General features: G+C 40.9%; 17 protein-coding genes. 6 read left to right on the forward strand and 11 right to left on the reverse strand.

Annotation, left to right across the window (positions count from 1 at the left end):
* Nucleotides 1-2 precede the first annotated feature (2 nt).
* Nucleotides 3-2,120 carry a peptidylprolyl isomerase gene (locus AB8M93_RS16400; protein WP_373059670.1) on the forward strand — a complete coding sequence of 706 codons (2,118 nt, stop codon included), beginning with the start codon at nucleotides 3-5 and terminating at the stop codon, nucleotides 2,118-2,120.
* Nucleotides 2,121-2,285: 165 nt separating this feature from the next.
* Here the strand turns inward: AB8M93_RS16400 and AB8M93_RS16405 are convergent, their stop codons facing one another.
* Nucleotides 2,286-3,200 (reverse strand): GYDIA family GHMP kinase, encoded by a 915-nt coding sequence (locus tag AB8M93_RS16405; protein ID WP_373059672.1) that lies wholly within the window; start codon nucleotides 3,198-3,200, stop codon nucleotides 2,286-2,288.
* Nucleotides 3,197-4,516, reverse strand: coding sequence for a hydroxymethylglutaryl-CoA reductase, degradative (locus tag AB8M93_RS16410; RefSeq protein ID WP_373059674.1), 1,320 nt, complete (start codon nucleotides 4,514-4,516; stop codon nucleotides 3,197-3,199). Before AB8M93_RS16410 ends, AB8M93_RS16405 begins: the two co-directional genes overlap by 4 nt.
* A gap of 191 nt (nucleotides 4,517-4,707) precedes the next feature.
* On the opposite strand from AB8M93_RS16410, the gene AB8M93_RS16415 reads away from it, so the two are divergent.
* The 4 genes from AB8M93_RS16415 to AB8M93_RS16430 all read left to right on the forward strand — a co-directional run bounded on the left by AB8M93_RS16415 (nucleotide 4,708) and on the right by AB8M93_RS16430 (nucleotide 11,244).
* Nucleotides 4,708-6,921, forward strand: a complete 2,214-nt coding sequence (locus tag AB8M93_RS16415; protein WP_373059676.1) for a S9 family peptidase — start codon at nucleotides 4,708-4,710, stop codon at nucleotides 6,919-6,921.
* A gap of 15 nt (nucleotides 6,922-6,936) precedes the next feature.
* Nucleotides 6,937-8,871, forward strand: coding sequence for a peptide MFS transporter (locus AB8M93_RS16420; protein WP_373059678.1), 1,935 nt, complete (start codon nucleotides 6,937-6,939; stop codon nucleotides 8,869-8,871).
* Nucleotides 8,849-10,630 (forward strand): peptide MFS transporter, encoded by a 1,782-nt coding sequence (locus AB8M93_RS16425; RefSeq protein ID WP_373059680.1) that lies wholly within the window; start codon nucleotides 8,849-8,851, stop codon nucleotides 10,628-10,630. The genes AB8M93_RS16420 and AB8M93_RS16425 overlap by 23 nt, the downstream gene beginning before the upstream one ends.
* Nucleotides 10,631-10,701: 71 nt before the next feature.
* A complete protein-coding gene (locus AB8M93_RS16430) occupies nucleotides 10,702-11,244 on the forward strand; it encodes a thioredoxin family protein (protein WP_373059682.1) in 543 nt (180 codons plus the stop codon).
* Nucleotides 11,245-11,247: 3 nt separating this feature from the next.
* Here AB8M93_RS16430 and AB8M93_RS16435 read toward each other — a convergent pair whose 3' ends face one another.
* The 5 genes from AB8M93_RS16435 to surE all read right to left on the reverse strand — a co-directional run bounded on the left by AB8M93_RS16435 (nucleotide 11,248) and on the right by surE (nucleotide 16,144).
* On the reverse strand, nucleotides 11,248-13,233 hold the full coding sequence (locus tag AB8M93_RS16435) for a ComEC/Rec2 family competence protein (RefSeq protein WP_373059684.1): 1,986 nt from the start codon (nucleotides 13,231-13,233) through the stop codon (nucleotides 11,248-11,250).
* 127 nt (nucleotides 13,234-13,360) lie between these two features.
* Complete coding sequence (locus AB8M93_RS16440; RefSeq protein WP_373059686.1) at nucleotides 13,361-13,957, reverse strand: C40 family peptidase; 597 nt, start codon at nucleotides 13,955-13,957, stop codon at nucleotides 13,361-13,363.
* Nucleotides 13,941-15,065 carry a lipid-A-disaccharide synthase gene (gene lpxB / locus AB8M93_RS16445; RefSeq protein ID WP_373059688.1) on the reverse strand — a complete coding sequence of 375 codons (1,125 nt, stop codon included), beginning with the start codon at nucleotides 15,063-15,065 and terminating at the stop codon, nucleotides 13,941-13,943. Before lpxB ends, AB8M93_RS16440 begins: the two co-directional genes overlap by 17 nt.
* A gap of 19 nt (nucleotides 15,066-15,084) precedes the next feature.
* On the reverse strand, nucleotides 15,085-15,369 hold the full coding sequence (locus AB8M93_RS16450) for a hypothetical protein (protein ID WP_373059690.1): 285 nt from the start codon (nucleotides 15,367-15,369) through the stop codon (nucleotides 15,085-15,087).
* The gene (gene surE, locus AB8M93_RS16455; protein WP_373059692.1) at nucleotides 15,362-16,144 is read right to left on the reverse strand and encodes a 5'/3'-nucleotidase SurE; all 783 of its coding nucleotides are present in this window, start codon (nucleotides 16,142-16,144) and stop codon (nucleotides 15,362-15,364) included. Before surE ends, AB8M93_RS16450 begins: the two co-directional genes overlap by 8 nt.
* Nucleotides 16,145-16,289: 145 nt before the next feature.
* On the opposite strand from surE, the gene AB8M93_RS16460 reads away from it, so the two are divergent.
* Nucleotides 16,290-18,431 (forward strand): carboxy terminal-processing peptidase, encoded by a 2,142-nt coding sequence (locus AB8M93_RS16460; RefSeq protein WP_373059694.1) that lies wholly within the window; start codon nucleotides 16,290-16,292, stop codon nucleotides 18,429-18,431.
* A 795-nt stretch (nucleotides 18,432-19,226) separates the two neighbouring features.
* Here the strand turns inward: AB8M93_RS16460 and rodA are convergent.
* Genes rodA through mreC form a run of 4 tightly spaced genes read right to left on the reverse strand, consistent with a single transcriptional unit; the run spans nucleotide 19,227 to nucleotide 23,661 of the window.
* Nucleotides 19,227-20,474, reverse strand: coding sequence for a rod shape-determining protein RodA (gene rodA / locus AB8M93_RS16465; protein ID WP_373059760.1), 1,248 nt, complete (start codon nucleotides 20,472-20,474; stop codon nucleotides 19,227-19,229).
* Complete coding sequence (gene mrdA / locus AB8M93_RS16470; RefSeq protein ID WP_373059696.1) at nucleotides 20,449-22,338, reverse strand: penicillin-binding protein 2; 1,890 nt, start codon at nucleotides 22,336-22,338, stop codon at nucleotides 20,449-20,451. Before mrdA ends, rodA begins: the two co-directional genes overlap by 26 nt.
* The gene (locus AB8M93_RS16475) at nucleotides 22,335-22,841 is read right to left on the reverse strand and encodes a rod shape-determining protein MreD (RefSeq protein WP_373059698.1); all 507 of its coding nucleotides are present in this window, start codon (nucleotides 22,839-22,841) and stop codon (nucleotides 22,335-22,337) included. The genes mrdA and AB8M93_RS16475 overlap by 4 nt, the downstream gene beginning before the upstream one ends.
* Nucleotides 22,834-23,661, reverse strand: coding sequence for a rod shape-determining protein MreC (gene mreC, locus AB8M93_RS16480; protein ID WP_373059700.1), 828 nt, complete (start codon nucleotides 23,659-23,661; stop codon nucleotides 22,834-22,836). The genes AB8M93_RS16475 and mreC overlap by 8 nt, the downstream gene beginning before the upstream one ends.
* Nucleotides 23,662-23,669: the final 8 nt, after the last annotated feature.

Below are 23,669 nucleotides of genomic sequence, written 5' to 3' on the forward strand. Positions count from 1 at the left end.
AAATGGCAGTATTAAATAAAATCAGACAGCGCTCTGTTTTTCTGATTGTGATCATTGCACTGGCACTATTTTCTTTTGTGTTGGCAGATGTGATCCGTAACGGGGGCTTGTCTTCCCAAAAATCACAAAACGTAATCGCATCTGTAAATGGGGAAGAAGTGAGCAGAGAAGAATTTGCCAGGCAGGTGGAAGCCCTACAGCGTAACAGCGGTGGGAGTATTAGTACCACGCAGGCTGCTAACCGTGTTTGGGACCAGCAGCTTAGGCAAATTATTATTGAAGACCAGCTGGAGGAGATTGGCCTTAGGGCAGAGGAAGACCAGATTACCCAGATGATCCGGGCGCAGATGTCTAATAACCCAAATTTTGTGAATGAAGCCGGTGTTTTTGATGAGAACAGGTTAAGGGAATACGTTGCCAATCTAAAAGCAACCTCTCCCCAGGCTTATGCACAGTGGGAACAGTATACACAAAGTATGGCGGCCACCGCACGCCAGAGCTTGTATCTTAATATGATTAGCGCCGGGGTGGGTGCCACACTTACTGAAGCTGAACAGGCTTACAGGATGCAAAATGACAATATTGACCTTCAGTTTGTACAAATCCCTTATTCTTCAGTGCCAGATGAAGAAGTAGAGGTGAGCAAATCTGAAATTAAAGACTATATCAAAAATCATTCGGCGCAGTTTGAAACAGAGAAATCTGTTAACCTGCAGTACGTGTTTTTTGAAGAAAAGGCTTCTTCCGAAGACAGGTCAGAAGCAAAACAGGCAATTTCAGAATTGCTGGATAACAGGGTAGAATTCAATTCTGCTTCAAAATCTAATGATACCGTTGCCGGTTTCAGGAATACAGATGATGTGGAAGAATTTGTAGACCAGTATTCAGATATACCCTATACTGATCGTTTTGTCTTTAAAAAGGACCTTCCAAAAGGAGTTGCAGATGAAATTTATAACCTTTCAGAAGGAGAAGTTTTTGGTCCTTATGAAGAAAATGGTTACTGGAAGGCTACAAAATTGCTGGAGACAAAGCAGATGCCGGACTCTGTAAAGGCAAGCCACATTCTAATCACCTACCAGGGCACCCAAATAGACCCTGAAGTTACCAGAACTAAAGAAGAAGCACAGGCTTTGGCAGATAGCATTGCTGGAGTGGTACGAAAAGATAAATCTGAGTTTGCAGATCTTGCTTCGCAGTTTTCTTCAGACCGTTCCAATAAGGAAGAAGGTGGAGATCTTGGATATTTCTCTCCGGGAATGATGATTCCTGCTTTTGAGGATTATGTATTCGAAAATGAGCAGGGTGATATTGGGGTTGTAGAAACCGAAGTGGGCTACCATGTAATTTCCATAGATGAACAAACAGAGGAAGAGAAAGCAGTAAAAATAGCCACTGTTGCCAAAGAAATTGAAGCTTCCGAAAGGTCCAGGAACGATCTTTTTAACGAAGTGACCAAATTCCAGATTGCTGCAGGAGACAATTTTGCTGAACAGGCAAAAAGCAGTAATTATGAAGTTAGAACAGCGAGAAGCGTTAAAGCCCTTGATGAAAGTCTCCCCGGAGTAGGAGCCCAACGTAATGTAATTCAGTGGGCATTCCAGGAAGATGTGAATGCCGGGGATGTAAAACGTTTTGATACTCCCAATGGCTATGTGGTCGCTCAGGTTACCGCTAAGAATGATGCAGGATTAACCAGTGTTGAAGAAGCTTCTTCCCGTGTAATCCCTATTCTCACAAAACGCAAAAAGGCTGAAATTATAAAAGAAAGAATAAATGCCAGTTCTTTGCAGGAAATCGCCCAGAATCAAAATGTGGTGGTTCAAAATGCAAGTGCGGTAAACCTTGCCAGCCCAACTTTAGCCGGTGCGGGAAGAGAACCAGAGGTGGTTGGCGCTGCTTTTGGACTTGAGACAGGAGAATTAAGTAAACCTGTTGCCGGTGAAAAAGGGGTTTATGTATTTAAAGTGACAAATAGAACAGAAGCTCCTGCTTTAAACAGCTACAATGCTGTGGCGCGTCAGGAAACAGCCCGCCGCAGGCAAACTGCAGGTTCGAGAGTTTTTGAAGCCTTAAAAAATAAGGCCGAAATTGAAGATAACCGGGCTAAGTTTTATTAGTAGGTAATATTTATAATGTAAAAAGCCTCCCGATGGAGGCTTTTTTTGTTACCGATATTTAGGGTTGAGAATGAAATGGAAAATTGCCGGCAAAAGCTTTTTAGTTTTTACTTATCTGAAGATAATTAAATTGTTTCTCCTATTTCTTTGCTGAACTTTTAGCTGCTAAAGAACCATATCTTCATAAGTGATAATTGTAGAATAGCCTTTGCTCCTAAAATAATTTTTCTCTTCTTCTCCTCCGGTAGCCATAATAAAATCGCCGCCCCAGCCGCCCAGGCTCTTAATTTTTCGAGGATAATCAGGAAAAAGCTCCGTGCTAATCTTTGGAAGCCGTATGGCTTTTGAAATTAAGGTTTCATGGATTTCCATGAGCATTTCAAATTCTGAAATTTCTGTACAACCTATAAATTGCAGCGTAAGATTGGAGATTTTCTCAACAAGAACATTCATATTCTCCTGTGGCTGGTTCCTGAAATGTGCAATAGCCTGCCGGCTGTTCTGTTTCCGGTTAAGGTAAACAAAGAATATTTCGTCTTTAAATTCAGGTTCAAAATGTGCTTTTAAAACCTGTCTTTCATTTTCCCCAATCTGGTAAGTGACGGGAAAATCATTTTGTGCCGCGGCAATATCAAAGCCGCTGCCACCAAAGGTCTTTTCCAGGAGTTGGTAAGCATCTATGTTAAACCACTTCGCAATATTGTTGATTAAGGTAGATGAAGTGCCCAGGCCCCAGTTTCTGTCAAAATTCAGTTTTGTTTGAATCTCATAACCAGAAGCTTTGAGGATTTCGGGATTTAATTGAAGAGCAGCCTGGAAAATCTGGACAAGGCGCTTGGTAACTTCAGAATTAACATTTTCAGAAATACATTTAATCTCTCCTTCCCTTAATTCAAATTCACCGGAATACCAGGTGTTTTCACTTTTGTCTAAGCTCTTCCATTTTATAGTGCCCTTTCTTTGTTCCCAAGCTACTAGTTCCTGCCCGAACTTTGTGGGTAAGGTTAAGGCCTTTGCGCCATTAAGCACCGCGTATTCCCCGGTTATTAGTAATTTCCCGTTACTGTAGAATTGCTTCATTGCTGTCTTAGTTTTTCCAGTTGATTAATCACGCTGTTGTGGGAAACGGTATGGTTTTTAAAGTAATCGGTTATCATTTTCTTTTCTTCCGGAGTCGCTTCCTGCTGGTTTAAAATGTTCATAAGGTGCATTTTCATATGTCCCTGCTGGATTCCCGTGGTGATTAAGGACCGCACGGCGCCAAAATTTTGGGCCAGTCCTGCCACGGCTACAATTTCCATAAGTTCTTTGGCAGAAGGTTTCTGCAACATTTCCAGGGCTAGTTTTACCATTGGATGAAGGCTGGTGAGGCCTCCCACAGTACCTAAAGCCAACGGAATTTCCATCCAGAATTTAAAAATACCGGCTTCCACAGAGGCATGAGTAAGGCTGGTGTAACTTCCGTCTTTTGAGGCATAGGCATGTATCCCAGCTTCCACCGCCCTAAAATCATTGCCCGTAGCCAGCACCACGGCGTCTATTCCGTTCATAATTCCTTTGTTGTGGGTGACCGCCCGGTATTTTTCAATTTCGGCTATACGGATAGCTCTTTTAAATTTACTGGCAAATTCTTCCCCGGTCATTCCGCTTTCTTCAGAAAGTTGTTCCACAGGGCAACTCACTTCAGCTCTCACAATACATTCCGGCACATAGTTGGAAAGAATGCTCATCAGAATTTCAATATTTTGTTCTTCAGAAGTAAAATCAGGGCACTTTTCAGCTTCCTCTTTAAAAACATGCGCAAATTTTTCCAGGCAGGAATTTATAAAATTCGCCCCCATGGAATCTTTTGTCTCGAAATTACAATGTAGCTGATAATAGTTTTCCAACGAGGCGGTTTTATCCCGAAGTTCAATCTCTAAAACGCCGCCACCGCGCTTTTCCATATTAGCGGTAATTTCTTTGACTGACTTGAATAACTTTGGTTTTACTTCTTTAAAATATCGCTGCAGTTTTTCTTTTTCCCCGGAATAGATAAAATGCACCTGCCCTATTTTTTTAGTATTAAGCACTTCAGCCTTAAAACCACCGCGGCTTCCCCAGAATTTTGCAGCTTTACTTGTTGCGGCAATTACAGAGCTTTCTTCTATTGCCATGGGGATAGCCAGCAATTTGCCGTTAATATTGAAGTTTGGCGCTATGCCAAAAGGCAGGTAAAAATTGGAAATGGTGTTCTCGGTAAATTCATCATGCAGTTGCTGCAGTTTTGCATCTTCGTTCCAGTATTGTTTCAGGATTTTTACAGCTTCCGTATTATTTTGAAGGTAATGGCGCTTTAACCAGTCGATTTTTTCCTCTTTGTTCAGCTTTGAAAAACCTGCTACAGGTTGGCTCATTTTTTAAATTTTTAGGTAAGGCAAAGATACAATTGTAATTCCAGATGAATAAAAGAAGATAATTATATAGGTTAAACCCAGCTTTGGCTTGATTTTTTCTTTAACAAATCATTAGTATTTAACACCAGTCCGCTACTTTTTTTGCTGAAAATTTAGTAAACTTGGCGGTCAATAAAATTTTTTGAAAATTTATGAAGTTCTCTAAAATGGTTGTTGCATTTCTAGTGTTTACAACCTCAATGATTTACGCCCAGGAAAAGCAAATCACTCTTGAAGAAATATGGGATGGTACTTTCCGGCAGGAGCGTTTGCAGTCCCTTCAATCCCTGCAAAATGGTAAAGAATATCTTGTTCTAAACCGTGACCGAAATAGTGGCCTTACCACTCTTGATGTTTACAAATATACCACCGGCGAAAAGGTAAGGACCATGCTTAACAGTAATAGCCTTAAAGAGATTTCTTCTTTCCAGGGTTTTGAATTAAGCCCTGAAGAAAATAAGTTGTTGCTTTCTACCAATCTTGAAAAAATATACCGCCGATCCAGCAAAGGAATTTATTACATCTACGACTTTAAGGATAAAAGCCTTACCAAACTTACCGACAGGCTGGTCCAGGAGCCAACATTTTCTCCCGATGCTTCCAAAGTAGCTTATATTTTTGAAAATAACATTTATGTTTATGATATTGCCTCAGGAGAGGAAAAACAAATCACCTTTGATGGTAAGAAAAATGAAACCATAAACGGAATTACCGATTGGGTTTATGAAGAAGAATTTGCTTTTGTAAGAGCTTTCCAGTGGAACCCCACAGGAGAAAAACTCGCTTACCTGAAGTTTAACGAATCTAACGTGCCTGAATTTTCCATGGATATTTTTGGGCAGAGTTTATATCCTTCAGAATATACTTTTAAATATCCCAAAGCAGGAGAGGAAAATTCCAAAGTGTCCCTGCACATGTATGACCTTGCTTCCGCAGAAAGTGAAAAAGTAGAACTGGGAGACTATGAAGATTTTTATATTCCGCGGATAAAATGGACACAAAAACCAATGCTGCTTAGCGTACAGGTGATTAACCGCCACCAAAACGATCTGGATCTAATTTTTGTGGATGCCAGCGATAATTCTAAAAAAGTAGTATTAAATGAGCAGGATGAAGCTTACATTGATATAACCGATAATCTTACCTTTTTAGAAGACAACAGCTTTATCTGGACCAGTGAAAAAGACGGCTATAATCATATTTATCATTATGATGAAAGCGGAAAGCTGATCAACCAGGTTACTTCAGGAGACTGGGAGGTGACAGATTATTATGGTTTTGATAAGAAGAATAACCGCATTTACTACCAGAGCACAGAAGACGGCAGCGTGAACAGGACGGTTTATTCCATTAAACCCAATGGAAAAGATAAAATGAAATTAACTGATAAAACCGGAACCAACAGCGCCGATTTCAGTGCCGATTATACCTATTTTATTAATTCTTTTACCAATACTTCCACACCTTACGTATTTACCCTGCATCGTGCAAAAGATGGGAAACTGCTTAGGGAAATAAAAGATAATTCAGAATTGCTTGAAAAAGAAGCGCCTTATAATTTTTCCCCGAAAGAAATCTCTACCATAGAAGTTAATGGAAACGATCTCAATATGTGGATGATTAAGCCGCAAAATTTCGATGAAAATAAGGAATATCCATTGCTGATGTTTCAGTATTCCGGTCCCGGCTCGCAGTCCGTCTCTAATACTTATTTTAATACCAACGATTACTGGTACCAGCTTCTGGCAGATGAAGGCTTTATAATTGCCTGTGTAGATGGAAGGGGAACAGGCTTTAGAGGCGCCGACTTCAAAAAAGTTACCCAACTGGAATTGGGAAAATACGAGGTTGAAGATCAGATTTCCGCAGCGCAAGAACTTGGAGAAAGAAGTTATATCGATAAAAACCGGATTGGTATCTGGGGCTGGAGTTATGGTGGCTTTATGGCTTCCAACTGTATCCTCCAGGGTAATGATACTTTTGCTATGGCAATTGCCGTGGCGCCGGTAACCAGCTGGAGATTTTATGATAGTATCTATACTGAAAGGTATATGACCACCCCGCAGGAAAATGCTTCAGGTTACGATAATAATTCTCCTATTAACCATGTTGAAAAACTCAAGGGAGACTTTTTGCTGGTTCACGGGGGAGGAGACGATAATGTGCACCTGCAAAATACCATGAGGATGGTGGAAGCTTTGGTACAGGCGAACAAACAATTCCAGTGGGCAATTTATCCAGATAAAGACCACGGCATTTACGGCGGGAATACTCGGCTTCACCTCTATACCATGATGACGAATTTCTTAAGGGAGAACCTTAAGGAAGAAGGCATGAAAGAAGAAAATCAAAATACGATAAATTAAATTCACACTTAGTTAATGGCAAATTCAGCAACCCCGGCACCGCAAAAGGAATTATTTGGACATCCGGTAGGACTCTACATACTCTTTTTTACTGAAATGTGGGAACGTTTTTCCTATTACGGGATGAGGGCGATCCTGGTGCTTTACCTGGTAAGCGCCACCACCGGCGGAAATGCGGGACTAGGCTGGACAGGCGGGGAAGCAATCGCCCTTTACGGCTGGTACACCATGCTGGTTTATGTAGCTTCCATACCCGGAGGGATTATAGCCGATAAACTTTTGGGCCAGAAGAAGACAGTACTCATAGGAGGGATAGTGCTGGTGGCAGGCCACGGCATACTGGCAGTTGAAGAAATGTGGGCATTTTATCTGGGGCTCGCGCTTATTATAGCCGGGGTAGGAATGCTAAAACCTAATATTTCAACTATGGTGGGTGGCCTTTATAAAGAAGGTGATATTCGCCGTGACAAGGGATTTACCATTTTTTACATTGGGATTAACCTGGGTGCTTTTCTTTCCAGCCTTATTGTAGGATATGTTGGGGAAGAAATTGGCTGGCACTGGGGCTTTGGGCTTGCCGGTATAGCCATGGCCCTTGGACTTGTGGTGTACCTGTGGGGGCAAAAATACCTGCGGAATGTGGGTAACCTGCTTTCCCGCGCAGAACGGGATGAAGGCGCCTCCCTTGGCGGAATGTTTAAAGAACTGCTGAAGTCTCCGTTGCAACTGGTAATCACTTCCGTTTTGATGCTGGGATCGCTTTATTACCTGTTCTTTGAATCTTTGCCATACGGGCTGCTTTATATTTTTCTTACGCTTGTAACCGCCTTAATGCTGATGGTTTACAAAGATCTTACCTCGCAGGTAATGAAAGACCGTTACCTGGTAATGATCCTTTCTTTTTTACTGGTAGTGGTATTTTGGGGAGCCTTTGAACAGGCCGGAGGGTTAATGAACATATACGCCCTTGATAAAACAGACAGGACCATTCCTTTTAACCTTCCGTTAATTGGGAATGAAGTTCCCGCAACCTGGTTTCAGTCGTTAAATGCACTTTTTATTATCATCTTTGGGGTGATTGTGGCCAACTTCTGGGCAAGGCGAAAATTAAAGCATAAGGAAGCTTCTTCCATTTTTAAAATGGCAACAGGGGTAATCATCATGGGGCTTGGCTTTATTTTTATGGCCATGGCAGCAAGCAATTACATTCCTTATGAGCATAAATCTGCCATGTACTGGCTGGTTCTGGCTTATTTGCTTCATACCATCGGGGAATTGTGTTCTTCTCCTGTGGCACTTTCTTTTATCACCAAGCTGGCGCCGGTAAAATATGCTTCCCTTATGATGGGAGTTTACTTTGCTGCCACCGGTTTGGGGAATAAAGTAGCCGGGGTTATTGGGGAATTTTCACAGGGAGAGCCTATGGTGGTGAACCTCGTGGCCAGTGATGCCGAGATGTCTCAAAACCTTCAGGTAAATGATTCGGTAGTTGCTACCCATGGCGACTTTAGGTTAAGCGGGAGAGTGTATCAGGAAAACGGGGAACTGCATGTTTTGGAATTGCAATCTGATGAACCGGTGTTGGAATATATTCAGTTTAAAAATGAAGAAAGGAGCAATGAAGTGGTGGAAGTTCTTCAGGAAGAAAAGGTAACCGCCCAGGATCCTTACCACGTGCTTATCGATTTTAAACAGGCAGAAGACAATAGTGGTTACAGCGGTAATTTTGTGATTGAAGAAGTGCAAACCGATATGGAATACAAAACCTTCTGGGGAATTACCATCTTCACTTTTATTTTTGGTCTTTTGGTAATCTTACTGCTTAAACCATTGAAAAGGCTTACCCACGGCGTGGAAGATCATGAGGGGGATTTACCGCAGCAGGAGAAATTTGAACTTGGGGATGAAGAAATAAAAAATAATGGCGATGACAAACACCGTAAACGCTAACGAAGATTTTTTTAAGAGCAAAGTGCTGGGGCATCCCGCTGGGCTTTTTGTTCTCTTTTTTACTGAAATGTGGGAGCGATTCTCTTTCTACGGAATGCGGGTGCTCCTGGTGAATTTTCTCACCATGGCCATTGTGGGCGTAGATAATCCAGGCTGGGGCTGGTCGGCTGAAAATGCCGGGGCGCTATTTGGGACCTATGCCGGCTTGCTTTATTTAACCCCAATTTTAGGCGGCCTCATAGCCGATAAATTTACAGGTTATCGCCGGGCGGTAATTATAGGGGCGGGAATTATGACCCTTGGCCATGCTTCTATGGCTTTGGAAACCGAATTCTCACTCTACTTTGGGCTGGCACTGCTGGTGATAGGAACAGGTTTCTTTAAGCCGAATATCACTTCTATTATTTCTGAAATGTACGAAGGCAAGGCCGATAAAAAGGATGGAGCTTATACCATTTTTTATATGGGCGTAAATGCCGGCGCATTTTTTGGAATGATGTTGTGCGGCTATTTAGCCGAAAAAATTGGCTGGAGCTGGGGCTTTGGCCTTGCAGGGATTTTTATGTTATTGGGAACGCTTCAGTTTTGGCTTTCCAAACCGCTTTTTGGAAAAGTTGGCGGAGTGCCAGATAAAGAACTGGAAGAAAAACATAAGCAGGAAGAAGAAAGTAAAGGAGTTTCCCATAAAACCAATCCTTTTACTCTCTTAGATAAAATTCTTGTAGTGGCTTCCTCATTAATTGGTTTTATTTATCTTATTGACGATCCACTTTCCCGTATAGCCGATATTAACCTTTTTCCCGTAGTCATGCCTTTTGATTTTAGGGGGGAGCCTTTTTCCGGACCCCTGGGAATGGCCTTAATAGGCCTGGCACTTTTTTTAATCCTGGTGATTTCCCGTATTTCCAGGTACACCAAAATTGTAAGGGACCGTTTGATAGCGGTGATCATATTTGCCTTTTTTACCGTATTCTTTTTTATGGCTTTTGAGCAGGGGGCTTCTTCCCTTATCATTTTTGCCCGTGATAATGTAAACAGGGTACTGGAAGGAAGTGCTGCCAGCATTTTTAATGTGGTAAATGCCATTTTAACGGTAGTGCCCCTGGCAATTATTACCTGGGTACTGTATTTACTGTGGAAGCAGACATTTGCAAGAATTCCGGGATCCAATATAGTTTTAGGAGTCTGTTTCGCTGGGATCTGGGGACTGGTTATTTGGATGCTGGTAAGGGAATTTACCGCAGAGACTACTGAAATAACCGTTTCCTGGTTCAGTATTTTAAACTCATTTTTCATCATTGTGTTTGCTTCCTTCTTTTCGAGATGGTGGGAAAGCAAATACAATCCTTCCGCTGCCTTTAAGTATTGTTTCGGCCTGGTTTTACTAGGGTTGGGATTCGGACTTCTGGCATGGGGATCCAGTGGAGTTGCCGAAGGTGCCAAAGTAAGCATGATCTGGCTTATCCTGGCTTATCTCTTACATACGCTGGGAGAACTTTGCCTTTCTCCGCTTGGGCTTTCTTATGTGAGTAAACTGGTGCCTGCACGTATGATTGCTTTCATGTTCGGGATGTGGTACCTGGCCATTGCCATTGGCAATAAACTTGCCGGCTCCCTTGGAGGCATGATTGAAGAGGTAACACAGGAATATGACCTTTCCACCTTCTTTTTAATTTTCACCATTGTGCCTGTTGCAGGGGGATTATTAGTGGCTTTGCTCAATCCACTCTTAAAGAGGCTTATGCATGGCATTAAGTAACATAATAAAGAACCCCTTCACAGCGTTATTGTTTTAGGAATACTTTTTGATTTTAGACAGGAAAAATTTTTATGAAGTTTAGGATAGTTGTTTTTTTAATAATGCTTTCTGCAGGAGTGTTGCAGGCGCAGGAAATTAAGTGGATGACGATGAACGAAGCACTTAAGGCGCAAAAAAAACACCCGAAGAAGATCTTTATGGATGCCTACACCACCTGGTGCGGCCCTTGTAAGTTGCTGGACAGGAATACTTTTGCAAATAAAGATGTGGTAAAATATGTAAATGAACATTTTTACGCGGTAAAATTTAATGCGGAAGGGCCTGAAAAAATTGAATATAAGGATATGACTTTTACCAATCCTAATTATGACGCCTCCCGTACCGGCAGGAATGGCACTCACGAATTTGCCAGTGCCATGAGAATTTCAGGATATCCTACCATTGTTTTTTTTGCTGAAGATGGAAACCTTATCGCCCCGATTGTTGGCTACAGGACACCGGAACAACTGGAAATATTTTTGAAAATGTTTGCTAATGACGATCATAAAAAGCTTACCAGCCAGGCAGCTTTTTCTGAATACCGTGAAAACTTCGTCGGGGAATTTAAAAATTAAGTGTTAATTGCTGAAAGCTTTCTCTGTGGGAACTTTTAGCTGAAAAGCTCCCTTTTCGCTAGTATAGTGAAAAGGGATTTTTTTATTTTCGGCGCTCCTTTGCCAACGCTTTACATAAGATTTAAAGTTACTGCCATCGGCAATAATAATCTCTGGATTTAATTGATGAATAAGCCTGTCCAGGTTGATTTTTGGAGAACTGCTCAACAAGATCATTTCAGGTTTTAAATTTGTTACATCATATACTCCTGCACTGTCTATTACCAACAACTTTTTATTATTTACGGCATAGAGGTTTTTAAGATTATTAAAGTCCACATCCTTAATTCTTTTGTTTAGCAGGTATTCTTTTAAAAATGCTTCTTTCCCGGCAAAAAGGGAATCAGAGCAGTAAATTTGAAGCTTATCCTTATTTTTAAAGCCCAACAGCGTAGTCCTGTTTTTTTGAAAAACAATCATTTCTGAACCTTTTTTTTCTGCCCTTTCATAAATAAGCAAGGCTTGAAAAATAACAATTCCTAATAGAAATATCACCAGGTTTCTGAAACCTTGATTGTACAACAAGGCGATGCCGGCAATTATCAGAAGATAAGCGGCTATAGCCATAGATTCATCAAAATAGATATCGCTAAAAAGAAATGATTCTTTTCCTGCGATCACTTCCACAAATCCATTTAATAGGGCAATGCAATTTGCGTAAATGTTGGCAAGGACCTCAGGTAAAATATGGAAAAGTGCCAGTGCCGTAATAAGAATTCCGCCCGCCAGGATAATTCCCAAAAAAGGAAGGATAACGAGGTTGGTTATGAAGAACAGGCCCGGGAACTGGTGAAAATAATAAAGGCTTAAAGGCAGTACCCCAATTTGAGCTGCAATACTCACGCTTAATATTTTCCAGAAATAATCAATTAGCCGGTTATCAGCTTTAATCAAAATGTACAATTTAGGCTGAATGGCGATAATGGCAAAAACCGCAAGGTAACTTAGCTGGAATCCCGCCTGCAGGAGGTAGAATGGATTGATTAGAAGCAACACCAGTAGCGACATGAAAAGGGTGTTCATGGTGCTGGTCCTCCTGTTAATATGCATTCCTACAGCCAGGAAAGAAAACATGCTCACCGCTCTTATAACAGAAGGGGAGAGGCCTGCAACAAAAGCGTAACTCCAGAGTGCAGTTAAAACAAAAAGAAGCTTCAAAAATTTGCCATTTTTGGGCAGCCTTTCCAAGGGCCGTAAAAGCCAGTTAAGAATCAAGAGAAGGATGCCTACATGCAATCCCGAAACGGCAAGAATATGCACTGCCCCAGATGCCGCGTAGCTTTTATAGGTTTCGGCTGAAATATCGCGCCGGTTTCCAAGAATTAGTGCCTGGATTACGGCCAGTTCTTCAGGGGAAAAAGAATGTTGTTGGAGGTTTTGAATGCATTTTTCCCGTAACCCTGCAGCAAAGCTTTTTAAGCCGCGTTCTTGTGTTTTGAGTGGTAAAATTTCTTCCGCGGAAAGATTTAACTGCCTGGAGACACCAAGTTGCTCCATGTAATTCCCGTAGTTGAACAGGTATGGATTAAGCGGTTGCTCAAATGAAGAAAGGCGGTTTGGGACGATAAGATGCTGGCCTATTTTCCATCTTGTAGCCGAATCTTTCTGAATGTTCAGGAGCAGCTTTCCATGAATGCTTTTGGAGAAATTTTGAAAAGAAGCATTATAGGCGGCGGTTACCTGGGCGATATATTTTTCAGTATAAAGTGCGGGTTTTAATTCTTCTTCTATTTTTATCTCAAGAAATTCCGGGGAATTTCCGGCTTCAGCAATATTAAGATAATGAGTAGGTTGATTTTCAGGAGAATGAATAAAAACGGTTCCAATTCCCACGATAGAAAAGAAAATACAGGCAACAATTCCGAAGAAGGCATCCTGGAACAGGTTTTTTCTGGCCCTCAAATAAGAAAAGAGGAAAAGCAGAAATCCCGAAACAGCAATAATTATCAAAGTCTCCTTTTGCAGCGACAGGTAAAAACCGGCAACGATTCCCACTGTGAAGAAAAGGCACAGCTTGATTAAAATGAAATTAAGAAATTTTATGGCCGTAGCATTTACAGCTGAAGATAGGAAAAAATCAAATCACCCGCCGCGCCATCACAAAATTATTGTGCCAGTAAGTTTCTGATAAGGAAGAAATTATCACACCCCGGGAGGTAGTGGAGTGAATAAAAAGAATTTCACCCGGCAGGACCTCTATTACCAGCCCAACATGGTTGATCACTTTTTTATTCTTACTGGTCTGGAAAAACAGCAAATCGCCCGCGGTTACTTCCTCCAGGTATAGCCTTTTACCCTGCAAAGACATGGCGCGGGAAGTACGGGGCAGGGGAATATCCTCTTCGAGGTAAGCTACATAAATGAGCCCGGAGCAATCCATTCCTCTTTTTGTAGTGCCGCCATATTTGTATCTCGTGCCTTCAAATTCTTTGGCGTTGGAAATCACCTTATATACCCTTTTATCTTCAGGTTTAAGCGCGGGATTTGTTTTAAACTTTTTTTCTGAAGAGACCATTTTCCTATGGTTCGAAACCCGGGACCTGGAGCTGCCGCAGGAAGTAAGGAGCATGGCAAAAAGAATTAAACCGCATATTTTAAGCAAGTTTCGCTCAATAGGAGAATTCAGGTTAAAATCCTGAAATAGGAAAAAACGGGCTTCAGTTTTTCTGTTCATGGATGCTGTTATATATAAGTTCGGCCGTTTTCTGGCTGGCACCGGTGCCGCCTAATTTTTGTTCCAAAAGATAATAATCCCGAAACATTTTTTCCCGCTGTTTTTCATCAAGAATTTTATCCAGTTCAATAATAAGCTTCTTCTTATTAAAATCGTTTTGGATAAGTTCAGTTACCACCTCCCGTTCCATAATAAGGTTTACCAGGGAAATATAATCCAGGTTGATGATGCGTTTGGCGATATGGTAGGAGATAAAACTGCCTTTGTAACATACTACTTCCGGAATCTTAAAAAGTGCGGTTTCCAAAGTTGCGGTGCCGGAAGTCACCAAAGCGGCAGTGGCATGGCTTAGCAAGTCGTATGTGCGGTTCATGACCAGGTGTACATTGCTTTTTTTAATGAATTGCTGGTAAAATTCCCTTTCCTGGCTTGGAGCCCCGGCAATTACAAATTGGTAATCTTTATAATCCTCCACAACACTTAACATTACTTCCAGCATTTTTGAAATTTCCTGTTTCCGGCTCCCCGGTAAAAGCGCAATTATGGGCCTTTCATCAAGATGGAATGCTTCTTTAAAATCTTCGGTAGGGATTTGCCTTTTTTCAGCAATGGCATCAATAAGCGGATGCCCTACGAAATGTACCGGGAATTGATGTTTTTCCTCATAAAATCCTTTTTCAAAAGGAAGAATAACATACATTTTATCTATATCACGCTTAATAGCGGTGATCCTGTTTTCTTTCCAGGCCCAAATTTGAGGGGAAATATAGAAATGTGTGGGAAGACCTTCTTTTTTCGCCCATTTTGCGATGCGCAGGTTAAAGCCGGGATAATCTATAAAGATGAGCACATCTGGCCTGTACGATAGAATGTCTTTTTTACAAAATGAGATATTCCTTAAGATGGTGCGCAGGTTAAAAAGCACTTCAATAAAGCCCATAAAGGCAAGGTCGCGGTAGTGCTTTACCAGCTTGCCTCCCTGTTGCTGCATGAGATCGCCACCCCAGTATCGAAATTGGGCATTTTCATCGGTCTTCTTCAATGCCTTCATCAGGTTGGAGGCGTGAAGGTCTCCTGAAGCTTCGCCTGCGATAATGTAATACTTCAAATGGTAGAAGTTTTGGTTTTTAATTTAAAATTTTAGAGATGCCAATTGCAATGGCGGCTAAAATACTCGCCATTAAAACTCCCCGGGCATGCGCATTTTGTTTTTTCTTCAGAAAAAGGAAGAAAGGCAGGAAATTAAGGATGGCTCCCAGTGCAATAATTTTTCCGAGGTAGTTATTACTCATTGCGTCCTGTAGCGTATCGTCTATATTTAATTCTGAAAATAGAGTAACGTACAGGAAGAGGCCGGAAATATTGGCTGCAATTCCCACTAAAAAACCTGTAAATACGTCCTGTTTATTCATTAAGGTTCCAGCTGTTTAGTTCTCTTATAAACTGATGAGCGGTAAGATCGAACTGTACCGGCACCACCGAAACGTAGCCATTTTTCAGGGCCCACTCATCTGTATCTTCCCCCTCGTCTTTATTTACAAATTTTCCTGTAAGCCAAAAGTAGTCCCTGCCCTGTGGATTGGTTCTTTTGTCAAACTCTTCCTCCCAGTGTGCTTGTGCCTGTCGGCATATTTTTATGCCTTTAATTTTAGAGGCCGGCAACTTTGGTAGGTTTACGTTAAGCACCACTCCTTTTGGAAGTCCGTGTTTTAAAACATCCTGGGTTATTTTCTTGACGTATTTTTTCGAAGGCTCAAAATTTGCGGTAAGGGAATAATCCAGCAGGGAAAAACCTATTGCGGGTATTCCTTCTATTCCCGCTTCTACTGCCGCGCTCATGGTGCCGGAGTAAATTACGTTTATAGAAGAGTTGGAGCCATGGTTTATGCCGCTAACACAAAGATCGGGCTTGCGATGTAAAATTTCCTGTGTGGCAATTTTAACGCAATCAGCAGGGGTGCCGGAGCAGCTGTATTCCTTGTGTTTATAATTCTTCTTAATGGTTACCGGTTCACAAAAGAGGGTGTCGCTTATGGTAATGGCATGCCCCATACCACTTTGAGGGCTGTCCGGAGCCACAATAACAACATCTCCAAGTTCCTTCATTACCTCCAATAACGCCCTAATACCGGGTGCTGTGATGCCATCATCATTAGTGATTAGGATAAGTGGTTTTTCTTTGGGCATAGCAAATATTTTTACGTGTGCTAAAATAGTAATTTCCAAAGGAAAGCTTATCTTAGTGCTTTAACAAAAAATAGCTGGCCTTTCCAAGCTTGGCACAATTTTTAATGTATTTGGGAGAAGAATAATGATGAAACTTATGCAGTTTATGAAAAGAAATTTTAAAATACTAATAATGCTGATGGTGATGGCTGCTTCAGCATGTAGTTTTACGACCAAAAAATTTGAAGATCCAAATAAAGATAAACTCTTAATAGATCTTATTACCTATGTCCTTAACCAGGGACATTATGATGCCAAGGACATTAATGACGAATTTTCAGCTAATGTTTATAAAGATTTTCTCGAATCACTGGACCCTTCCAAGCGCTTTTTATATGCTGCAGATGTGGAAAAATTCAGTGCCTTTAAAGATCAGATAGACGACCAGATCAAGAATAAAGAAATAGATTTTTTTGACCTTGCCTACACTACATTAAATAAGAGAATGGAAGAGACCAGGGCATTGTATAAAGAGATACTTGCCGAACCTTTCGATTTTAGCGAAAAGGAACATATTAATACAGATTATGATGATCTGGATTACGTATCTTCCAAAGAAGAAATGAAGGAGCGGTGGAGAAAGCAGCTTAAATTTTCCACCCTTGTTACTTACCGGGATTTAAAAGACGAGGAAAGAGCCAAAAAAGAGAACGATCCGGATTATGAAACTAAATTGGATACCGAGCTTGAAGAAGAGGCCCGTGATATTACCATGGGAACATTGAATGAATATTATGATTTTACTGATGATCTTGAAAGAGACGATTATTTCTCTGTGTACATTAATTCCATAGTTGAAGAATTTGATCCACATACTTTTTATTTTGCACCACAGGACAAAGACCGATTCGATATTGCCATGTCTGGAAAACTGGAAGGAATAGGAGCGAGGCTTCAAAAGAAGAGTGATAATATCACGATTACTGAAGTGATCTCCGGCGGTCCTGCATGGAGAAGTGAAGAACTGGATGAAGGGGATGAGATCTTGAAAGTTAAGCAGGAAGATGAAGAGAATGCAGTAAGTATCGTGGGAATGCGCCTTAATGATGCGGTAGACCTCATAAAAGGCCCAAAAGGTACGCAGGTGACGCTTACCGTTCGTAAAAAGCTAATGGGAAACATTGAAGAGGTTACCATCACCCGCGATGTGGTTGAAATTGAAGAAACCTATGCTAAAACCTCTATGGTAGAAAAAGACGGAAAGAAATATGGAATTATCAACCTGCCAAAATTCTATTTTGATATGGAAGATTATGAAAACCGGAATGCGGCTTCAGATATAAAAGAAGATATTATACGTCTTAAAGAACAAAATATGCAGGGGCTTGTTCTGGACCTTAGAAATAACGGCGGAGGTTCCCTTAAAACCGTTGTAGACATTGCAGGATTGTTTATTGAGGAGGGTCCTGTGGTACAGGTAAAATCTAACGGACAAAGGAAAGAAGTTTTGAAAGACGAAGATCCTGAAGTGCTTTGGGATGGTCCGCTGGTAATATTGGTAAATGAACTTTCTGCTTCTGCATCAGAAATTCTGGCGGCCGCCATGCAGGATTATAAAAGAGCGATTATTATTGGCAGCAAGCAAACTTATGGTAAGGGTACGGTTCAAAATGTAATAGACCTTAACCGCTGGCTTAGAAACAATGAGTATGGAGATCTTGGAGCACTTAAACTTACTACCCAAAAGTTTTACAGGGTTAGTGGAGGTTCCACACAGCTGGAAGGAGTAAAGAGTGACGTAGTGGTGCCAGACAGGTACAGCTTTGTGGATATAGGTGAGAAAGACCAGGAAAATCCGTTGCCATGGGATAAGATAGACCCCGCCAAATATAATGTTTGGGACGGATATGTAGATTTTGATGAAGCCATAGCCAATAGTAAGGAACGTATGCGTGAGAATCCCCAGCTTAAATTAATAGAGGAAAATGCGCAATGGATCAAAAATCAGAGTGAGGATAATGACTATTCTTTAAATTATGATGAGTATTCTGCTAACGTGGAAGAGCAAACCGAGCGGGCGAAAAGATTTGATTCTTTAAAAGATTACGATACTCATCTTTCTTTTATTTCTCTGCCTTATGAAGAAAAAGAATTTTCAACAGATTCTACTTTAAAAGAGAAGAGAGACAGATGGCACAAGAGCCTAAGCAGCGATGTGTATATGGAAGAAGCTATTAATGTGCTTGCAGACATGAAGATGAATAACATTAATAAGTCCAAGTCTAAATATGCTAATATTAAAGATTAATAAAGTTGTGTCTTTTAATATAATCAGCGTCCTGAATTTCTCAGGGCGCTATTTTTTTAAATTGAAGTATGAAAAGGAAGATAGTTTATCCTGTAATAATACTACTTGTGGCAGCGCTGCTTTTAATTGTGGAGCAGTGTGGTTAAGATATTATAAAATTGAAGACAGGATATTTTTCAGTGGAATTAGGCCGGACCTTTAAAAAAATAAAACCTGAATTTTCAGTAAAGCAAATTACCTCATTTCAATTTTATTCAGGAGTAATTATTGGGATGGGATATTCAGTTGTTCTAAATTATTTATTCCGGATTTTCTCTAAAATTTCTATATATAAAAGTGCATTGGAAGCGGGAATTTGGAATAACTATTTGAAATTGAATTTTATCGAATTATTCTTTTTCTCAACACTTGCCGTAAGCCTGGGATTTTGCTTTACTGCCTATATATGGATGAGCGGTAGGGGGAGGGATAACTGCAGGAATCGGTTAAAAAAGGGAGTTGCACGGGCAAATTCTTTATTTATTTTCGGAATTATTCTACTGGTCCTCACCCGGTATTTTACTATTCATCTAAATTCCGCTTTTCAGGTAGAAGAATATTTAGGAGATACTATTTTTCTTTTTCCTGCATATATTTACTTATACAACTGGAATTTTATAAGTAAAATTTATAATTCCAGGAAAATTTTTATCGCAACAACTTTATTTGGAGCATTATTCAGCCTGCTGTTAACGTGTGTGGAAGGAAGATGAATATTATAACCTCTACTTTATAAATTAAAGGATCAGGTAAACATTAGAAAGACATTCTTTCAGAATCCAGTTTAATAAAGATAAAGAGCAATACGGTAAATCCCCATAATCCTGAGCCACCATAACTAAAGAACGGAAGGGGAATACCAACGGTAGGAAAAACGCCTATAACCATTCCTATATTTACCAGGAAGTGGATAAACATAATCCCAATAACGCTGTAGCCATAGATGCGGTTAAATTGTGTCTTTTGCCTTTCTGCCAGTACAATAAGCCTTAAAAGCAGCATTACAAAAAGAATGACCACCGCTGCGCTTCCTATAAAGCCCCATTCCTCACCAACTGTGCTAAAAATGTAATCTGTATGCTGTTCCGGTACAAAATGGCCTTTGGTCTGAGTTCCTTCTGTCCAGCCTTTTCCAAACCAGCCGCCACTGCCAATGGCTATTTCGCTTTGATTGGTGTTATAGCCAATTCCGCGGGAATCCACTTCCTTTCCCAGAACAATATTAAATCTGTCCCGGTGGCGCTGTTCAAAAATATTTTCAAATATATAATTTACAGAAAAGGATAAGCCAATGGCAATGGCCATAAGACTGATAATAATAAATCTGTTTGGGCGTCTTCTTTTTTTCATAAATATGAGCACCAGGCCAAGCACTACAGCGCCCACGCTTACCCACACGGGCCCCAAAAGTAAGGTTAAGATAAATACTGCTATGCCGGAAAAGCCAATTATGAGGTAAAGTGCGGAAAGCCCTTCCCTGTAAAGCGGAAAAAAGAATGCCGCGTAAACCAGGGCGCTTCCAGGATCTGGCTGGGGTACAATAAGAAGTGCGGGCAGGGCAATAATAATAAAAGACTTAAACTGATGGCTAAGCTGGCTAATATTGGTTTGTATGTCACTTAAATACTTGGCAAGGGCAAGTGCTGTGGCCATTTTTGCAAATTCCGAAGGCTGTATGCTAAGTCCTCCAAAGGAATACCAGGAGGTAGCCCCGGAAATGGTTTTTCCGAAGACATAAAGCCCCGCAAGGGAAAGCAGTGAAATAATATAAATAACACTAGAAAAACGCTGGTAAAATTTTGCTTCAATGGAAAGTACAATTATAATGATCAAAAAGCTGAGAATGATCCATAATCCCTGTTTTCCATAAACCTGGCTGAGGTCAAAGTAGGAAGTTGTATTATCACCCAGTGATGCCGAGTAAATATTTGCCCAACCAAAAAAAACCAGTATTACGTATATAAAAATTGTTAGCCAATCAAAGCCAGCCGTACTTCTTGCCATCATTTATTAAAAAAGGTTCATCCTGCAGCGGTTTTTTGTACTCTTCTTCAAGGCTATGGTTTAAAACCCACTCCTCTAAATCTGTTCTGGTAATATTGCCTTTAAGATATTTCTCAATCATAAGGCTTGCAATTCTACCTGCATACCGGCTACCCCAATAACCGTTCTCCACAAACACGGCAATAGCAATTTTTGGATGATCTACAGGGGCAAAGGCCACAAATATGGAATGGTCTGTAAGCTGTGCCCTTTTACCATGAACTTTAGTGAAATTTTCTGCCGTACCTGTTTTCCCTGCAATCTCAATTCCCGGGATTTGCAAGCTGGAGGCTGTACCGTTTTTGTACACCTGGTGCATTCCTTCTACAACAGGGTCAAAATTTTTGGCATCTATAGTAGTAAAATTCTTTGTGGTAAACTTTTCGATATCAATGTCTTTTCCTTCTACTTTTTTGAGAATATGAGGCGTATAATACCAGCCGCGGTTACCAATGGTAGCAGCCATATTAGCCAGCTGCACCGGGGTCATTAAAACCTCTCCCTGTCCAATGGCATTAGAAAGAGTTGCCGTAGCATACCATTTATAGGTGGGATAGTCGTAGATCTGGTTGTAATATCCGGAATTGGGGATTTTACCAGGTCTTCCCGTACTTAAGTCTGATCCTAAATAATCTCCTAGTCCAAAACTTTTGAGATGTGCATTCCAGGCGTCTATGCCTTCCTGGGGCGTAGGATATTTTTCAATAATCTTACGGTATACCTGAGCAAAATATGAATTACAGGACTGCGCTATGCCTGGGATCATGTCTAGCGGACTTGCATGCGAGTGGCATCCCAGTTTTCTCCCTCGGCCATAACTGTAGCCCTGGTGGCAGCTAAAGGCATCATTGGTATCTACTACTCCTTCCTGAAGGCCAATAAGTGCATTAAGCGTCTTAAAAGGAGAACCGGGAGGATATTCGGCCAGAAGCCCGCGGTCATAAAGTGGCTTTGCAATGGTGTCGTAGTATAATTCGGTGAAATTTGCAGATCTTTGCCTGCCCACAAGTTTCGCAGGATCATAAGTTGGGGCGGTAATAAGAGAAAGAATTTCTCCGCTTTCGGGCTCAATGGCCACAATTCCGCCTCTTTTCCCCTGCATAAGTTTTGTGCCATATGCCTGGAGGGCCGCATCTATGGTGATGCTTATATCTTTGCCTTTCTCGGGAAGCGTGTCATAAATGCCGTCTTTGTAGGGTCCAATATCCCGGTTAAACCTGTCTTTTTGAATATATTTAACCCCCTTTACACCCCGCAGGGTATCCTCATAATAACTTTCTACCCCGGCACGGCCAATAAGGTCTCCGGAAATATAGTAGGGATTAGAATTCACGATATGCTGGTTCACTTCAGCAATATATCCCAGCACATTCGCGCTGTGGTCTACCTGATAGTCTCTTAGAGATCTCTTCTGAATATAAAATCCTTCATACTTTCTCATTTTCTCCTGAAGTATGGCGTACTCGCTTTTTGTAAGCTGCGGAATTACCACTGAAGGTAACATTGGAGAATAAATCTTTGCCTTGTCCAGTTTTTTTCCAAGTTCTTTGGGAGTAAGACTAAGGATTTTACAGAATTCCAGGGTGTCAAACGGCTTTAGGTTCCTGGGGATCACCATCACATCATAAGAAGGCTGGTTGGAAACCATGAGATTGCCATTGCGGTCGTAAATGTATCCTCGCTGCGGATAATCATATACTACTTTAATCGCGTTGTTTTGGGATCTTACTGCAAAGGAAGTATCGATGACCTGCAGGTAAAAAAGACGTCCCAGAAATGCAATTCCGGTGGTAAGAATTAAGATATAAAGGAGTACTCTTCTCATCTGTATTTTTTACTGAATAGTGAAAGGCTCAGAAAAACCAAAATTATGGTGAAAATGCCTGAAAAGATTGTTTTTTTCAGAATTAAAAGTATATGACTAAAGCTAAACATTTCCAAAGAAAAAAGTATAAAATGATGCACCATTACCATTAAAAATATATAACTCAGCCGTGCCCCAAATGGAGTAGCTGAAAGCCTTAAGGTTTGATGATCGTAACTTATCCCGAAGGAAAATCTTAAAAACTGTGGCCTTATAAAAGCAGTGACCAGGCAGGCCGTGGCATGAATCCCGCCGCTGTCTTCAAAAAGATCAATACTTATGCCAAGCAGGAACGCCAGTAGTAAAAACAGGCTCCTGTTAGAGTTGAACGGATAAAGCAAAATAAAGAGAAAATACAGGTAAGGGTTAATGTACCCCAGGAAATTGATGTTGTTCAATACCAGTACCTGAAGGAAAATCAATCCTATAAAACGGGCGATATTTGAGAAAATACTGCTACTCATCAATGTCTTCAAGGGATTCAATCTCTTCCCGGTTTACGTTCTCAATAATGTACACGTAGCCAATATTGGTCATGTCATTAAAGAGGTCAATATTTATGGTGTAATAACTTTGGGTAGGGTCCAGGCTAAAATCTTTTACACTCCCAATGGGCAATCCTTTTGGAAAAATTAAAGATCTGCCTCCGGTAATTATGGTGTCTCCTTTTTCCAGCGGCGCCTGCCTGGGCACGTCTACAAGCTGCACTACATTTGGGTCTTTGCCGTTCCAGACAAGGCTTCCAAAATGATTGGTTTTGCTCAACTGGGCATTAATTTTAGAACGGCTGTTTAAAATGGAGATCACCCGGGAAAAATGATCATTTACCCGGTCTACAATTCCAATAATCCCCTTGCTGGTTACCACACCAAATTCGGGCGCTATGCCATCAACTTCCCCTTTGTTAATAGTTAGGTAATTGTCTATCTTGGAGTAATTGTTGTTAATTACAGTAGCCGATCTAAAATAGTAGTCACCGCTGAAGGATGTAGAGTCCAGGTGGTTTTTAACCACTGCTGTGTCCTTCACATTAAGGTTGGTGAGCATATTCCGGAGTTGGTTGTTCTCTTCCAGCAACCGGTTATTATATTCATCCAGGTGAAGATAAGTCTGGAAATTATTGGCCCAGTTATATATTCCGCCAGTTACAAAATTGGCTGAACTTATAAACCTGCTCTTGTGAAAAGAGTGGGTTTGGATGGTAAAAAATATAGACAGCGCCAGCAGTAACAAGAATAGGATGTTATTCTTATTCCTAATAAGAAAATTAAATATTTGCTGCATACCACGCT

The organism is Autumnicola aciditolerans (assembly GCF_041679265.1).
Taxonomy (GTDB): Bacteria; Bacteroidota; Bacteroidia; order Flavobacteriales; family Flavobacteriaceae; genus Autumnicola.

Excerpts from the sequence above, each read along its gene's own strand:
- AB8M93_RS16450 (WP_373059690.1), bottom strand. The coding sequence starts at position 15,369 with ATGAATAAACAGGACGTATTTACAGGTTTTTTAGTGGGAATTGCAGCC.
- rodA (WP_373059760.1), bottom strand. The coding sequence starts at position 20,474 with ATGGCAAGAAGTACGGCTGGCTTTGATTGGCTAACAATTTTTATATAC.
- AB8M93_RS16460 (WP_373059694.1), top strand. The coding sequence starts at position 16,290 with ATGAAAAGAAATTTTAAAATACTAATAATGCTGATGGTGATGGCTGCT.
- AB8M93_RS16440 (WP_373059686.1), bottom strand. The coding sequence starts at position 13,957 with ATGAACAGAAAAACTGAAGCCCGTTTTTTCCTATTTCAGGATTTTAAC.
- AB8M93_RS16430 (WP_373059682.1), top strand. The coding sequence starts at position 10,702 with ATGAAGTTTAGGATAGTTGTTTTTTTAATAATGCTTTCTGCAGGAGTG.
- AB8M93_RS16410 (WP_373059674.1), bottom strand. The coding sequence starts at position 4,516 with ATGAGCCAACCTGTAGCAGGTTTTTCAAAGCTGAACAAAGAGGAAAAA.
- mreC (WP_373059700.1), bottom strand. The coding sequence starts at position 23,661 with ATGCAGCAAATATTTAATTTTCTTATTAGGAATAAGAATAACATCCTA.
- surE (WP_373059692.1), bottom strand. The coding sequence starts at position 16,144 with ATGCCCAAAGAAAAACCACTTATCCTAATCACTAATGATGATGGCATC.
- AB8M93_RS16420 (WP_373059678.1), top strand. The coding sequence starts at position 6,937 with ATGGCAAATTCAGCAACCCCGGCACCGCAAAAGGAATTATTTGGACAT.
- AB8M93_RS16415 (WP_373059676.1), top strand. The coding sequence starts at position 4,708 with ATGAAGTTCTCTAAAATGGTTGTTGCATTTCTAGTGTTTACAACCTCA.
- AB8M93_RS16400 (WP_373059670.1), top strand. The coding sequence starts at position 3 with ATGGCAGTATTAAATAAAATCAGACAGCGCTCTGTTTTTCTGATTGTG.
- AB8M93_RS16475 (WP_373059698.1), bottom strand. The coding sequence starts at position 22,841 with ATGAGTAGCAGTATTTTCTCAAATATCGCCCGTTTTATAGGATTGATT.
- AB8M93_RS16405 (WP_373059672.1), bottom strand. The coding sequence starts at position 3,200 with ATGAAGCAATTCTACAGTAACGGGAAATTACTAATAACCGGGGAATAC.
- mrdA (WP_373059696.1), bottom strand. The coding sequence starts at position 22,338 with ATGAGAAGAGTACTCCTTTATATCTTAATTCTTACCACCGGAATTGCA.
- AB8M93_RS16425 (WP_373059680.1), top strand. The coding sequence starts at position 8,849 with ATGACAAACACCGTAAACGCTAACGAAGATTTTTTTAAGAGCAAAGTG.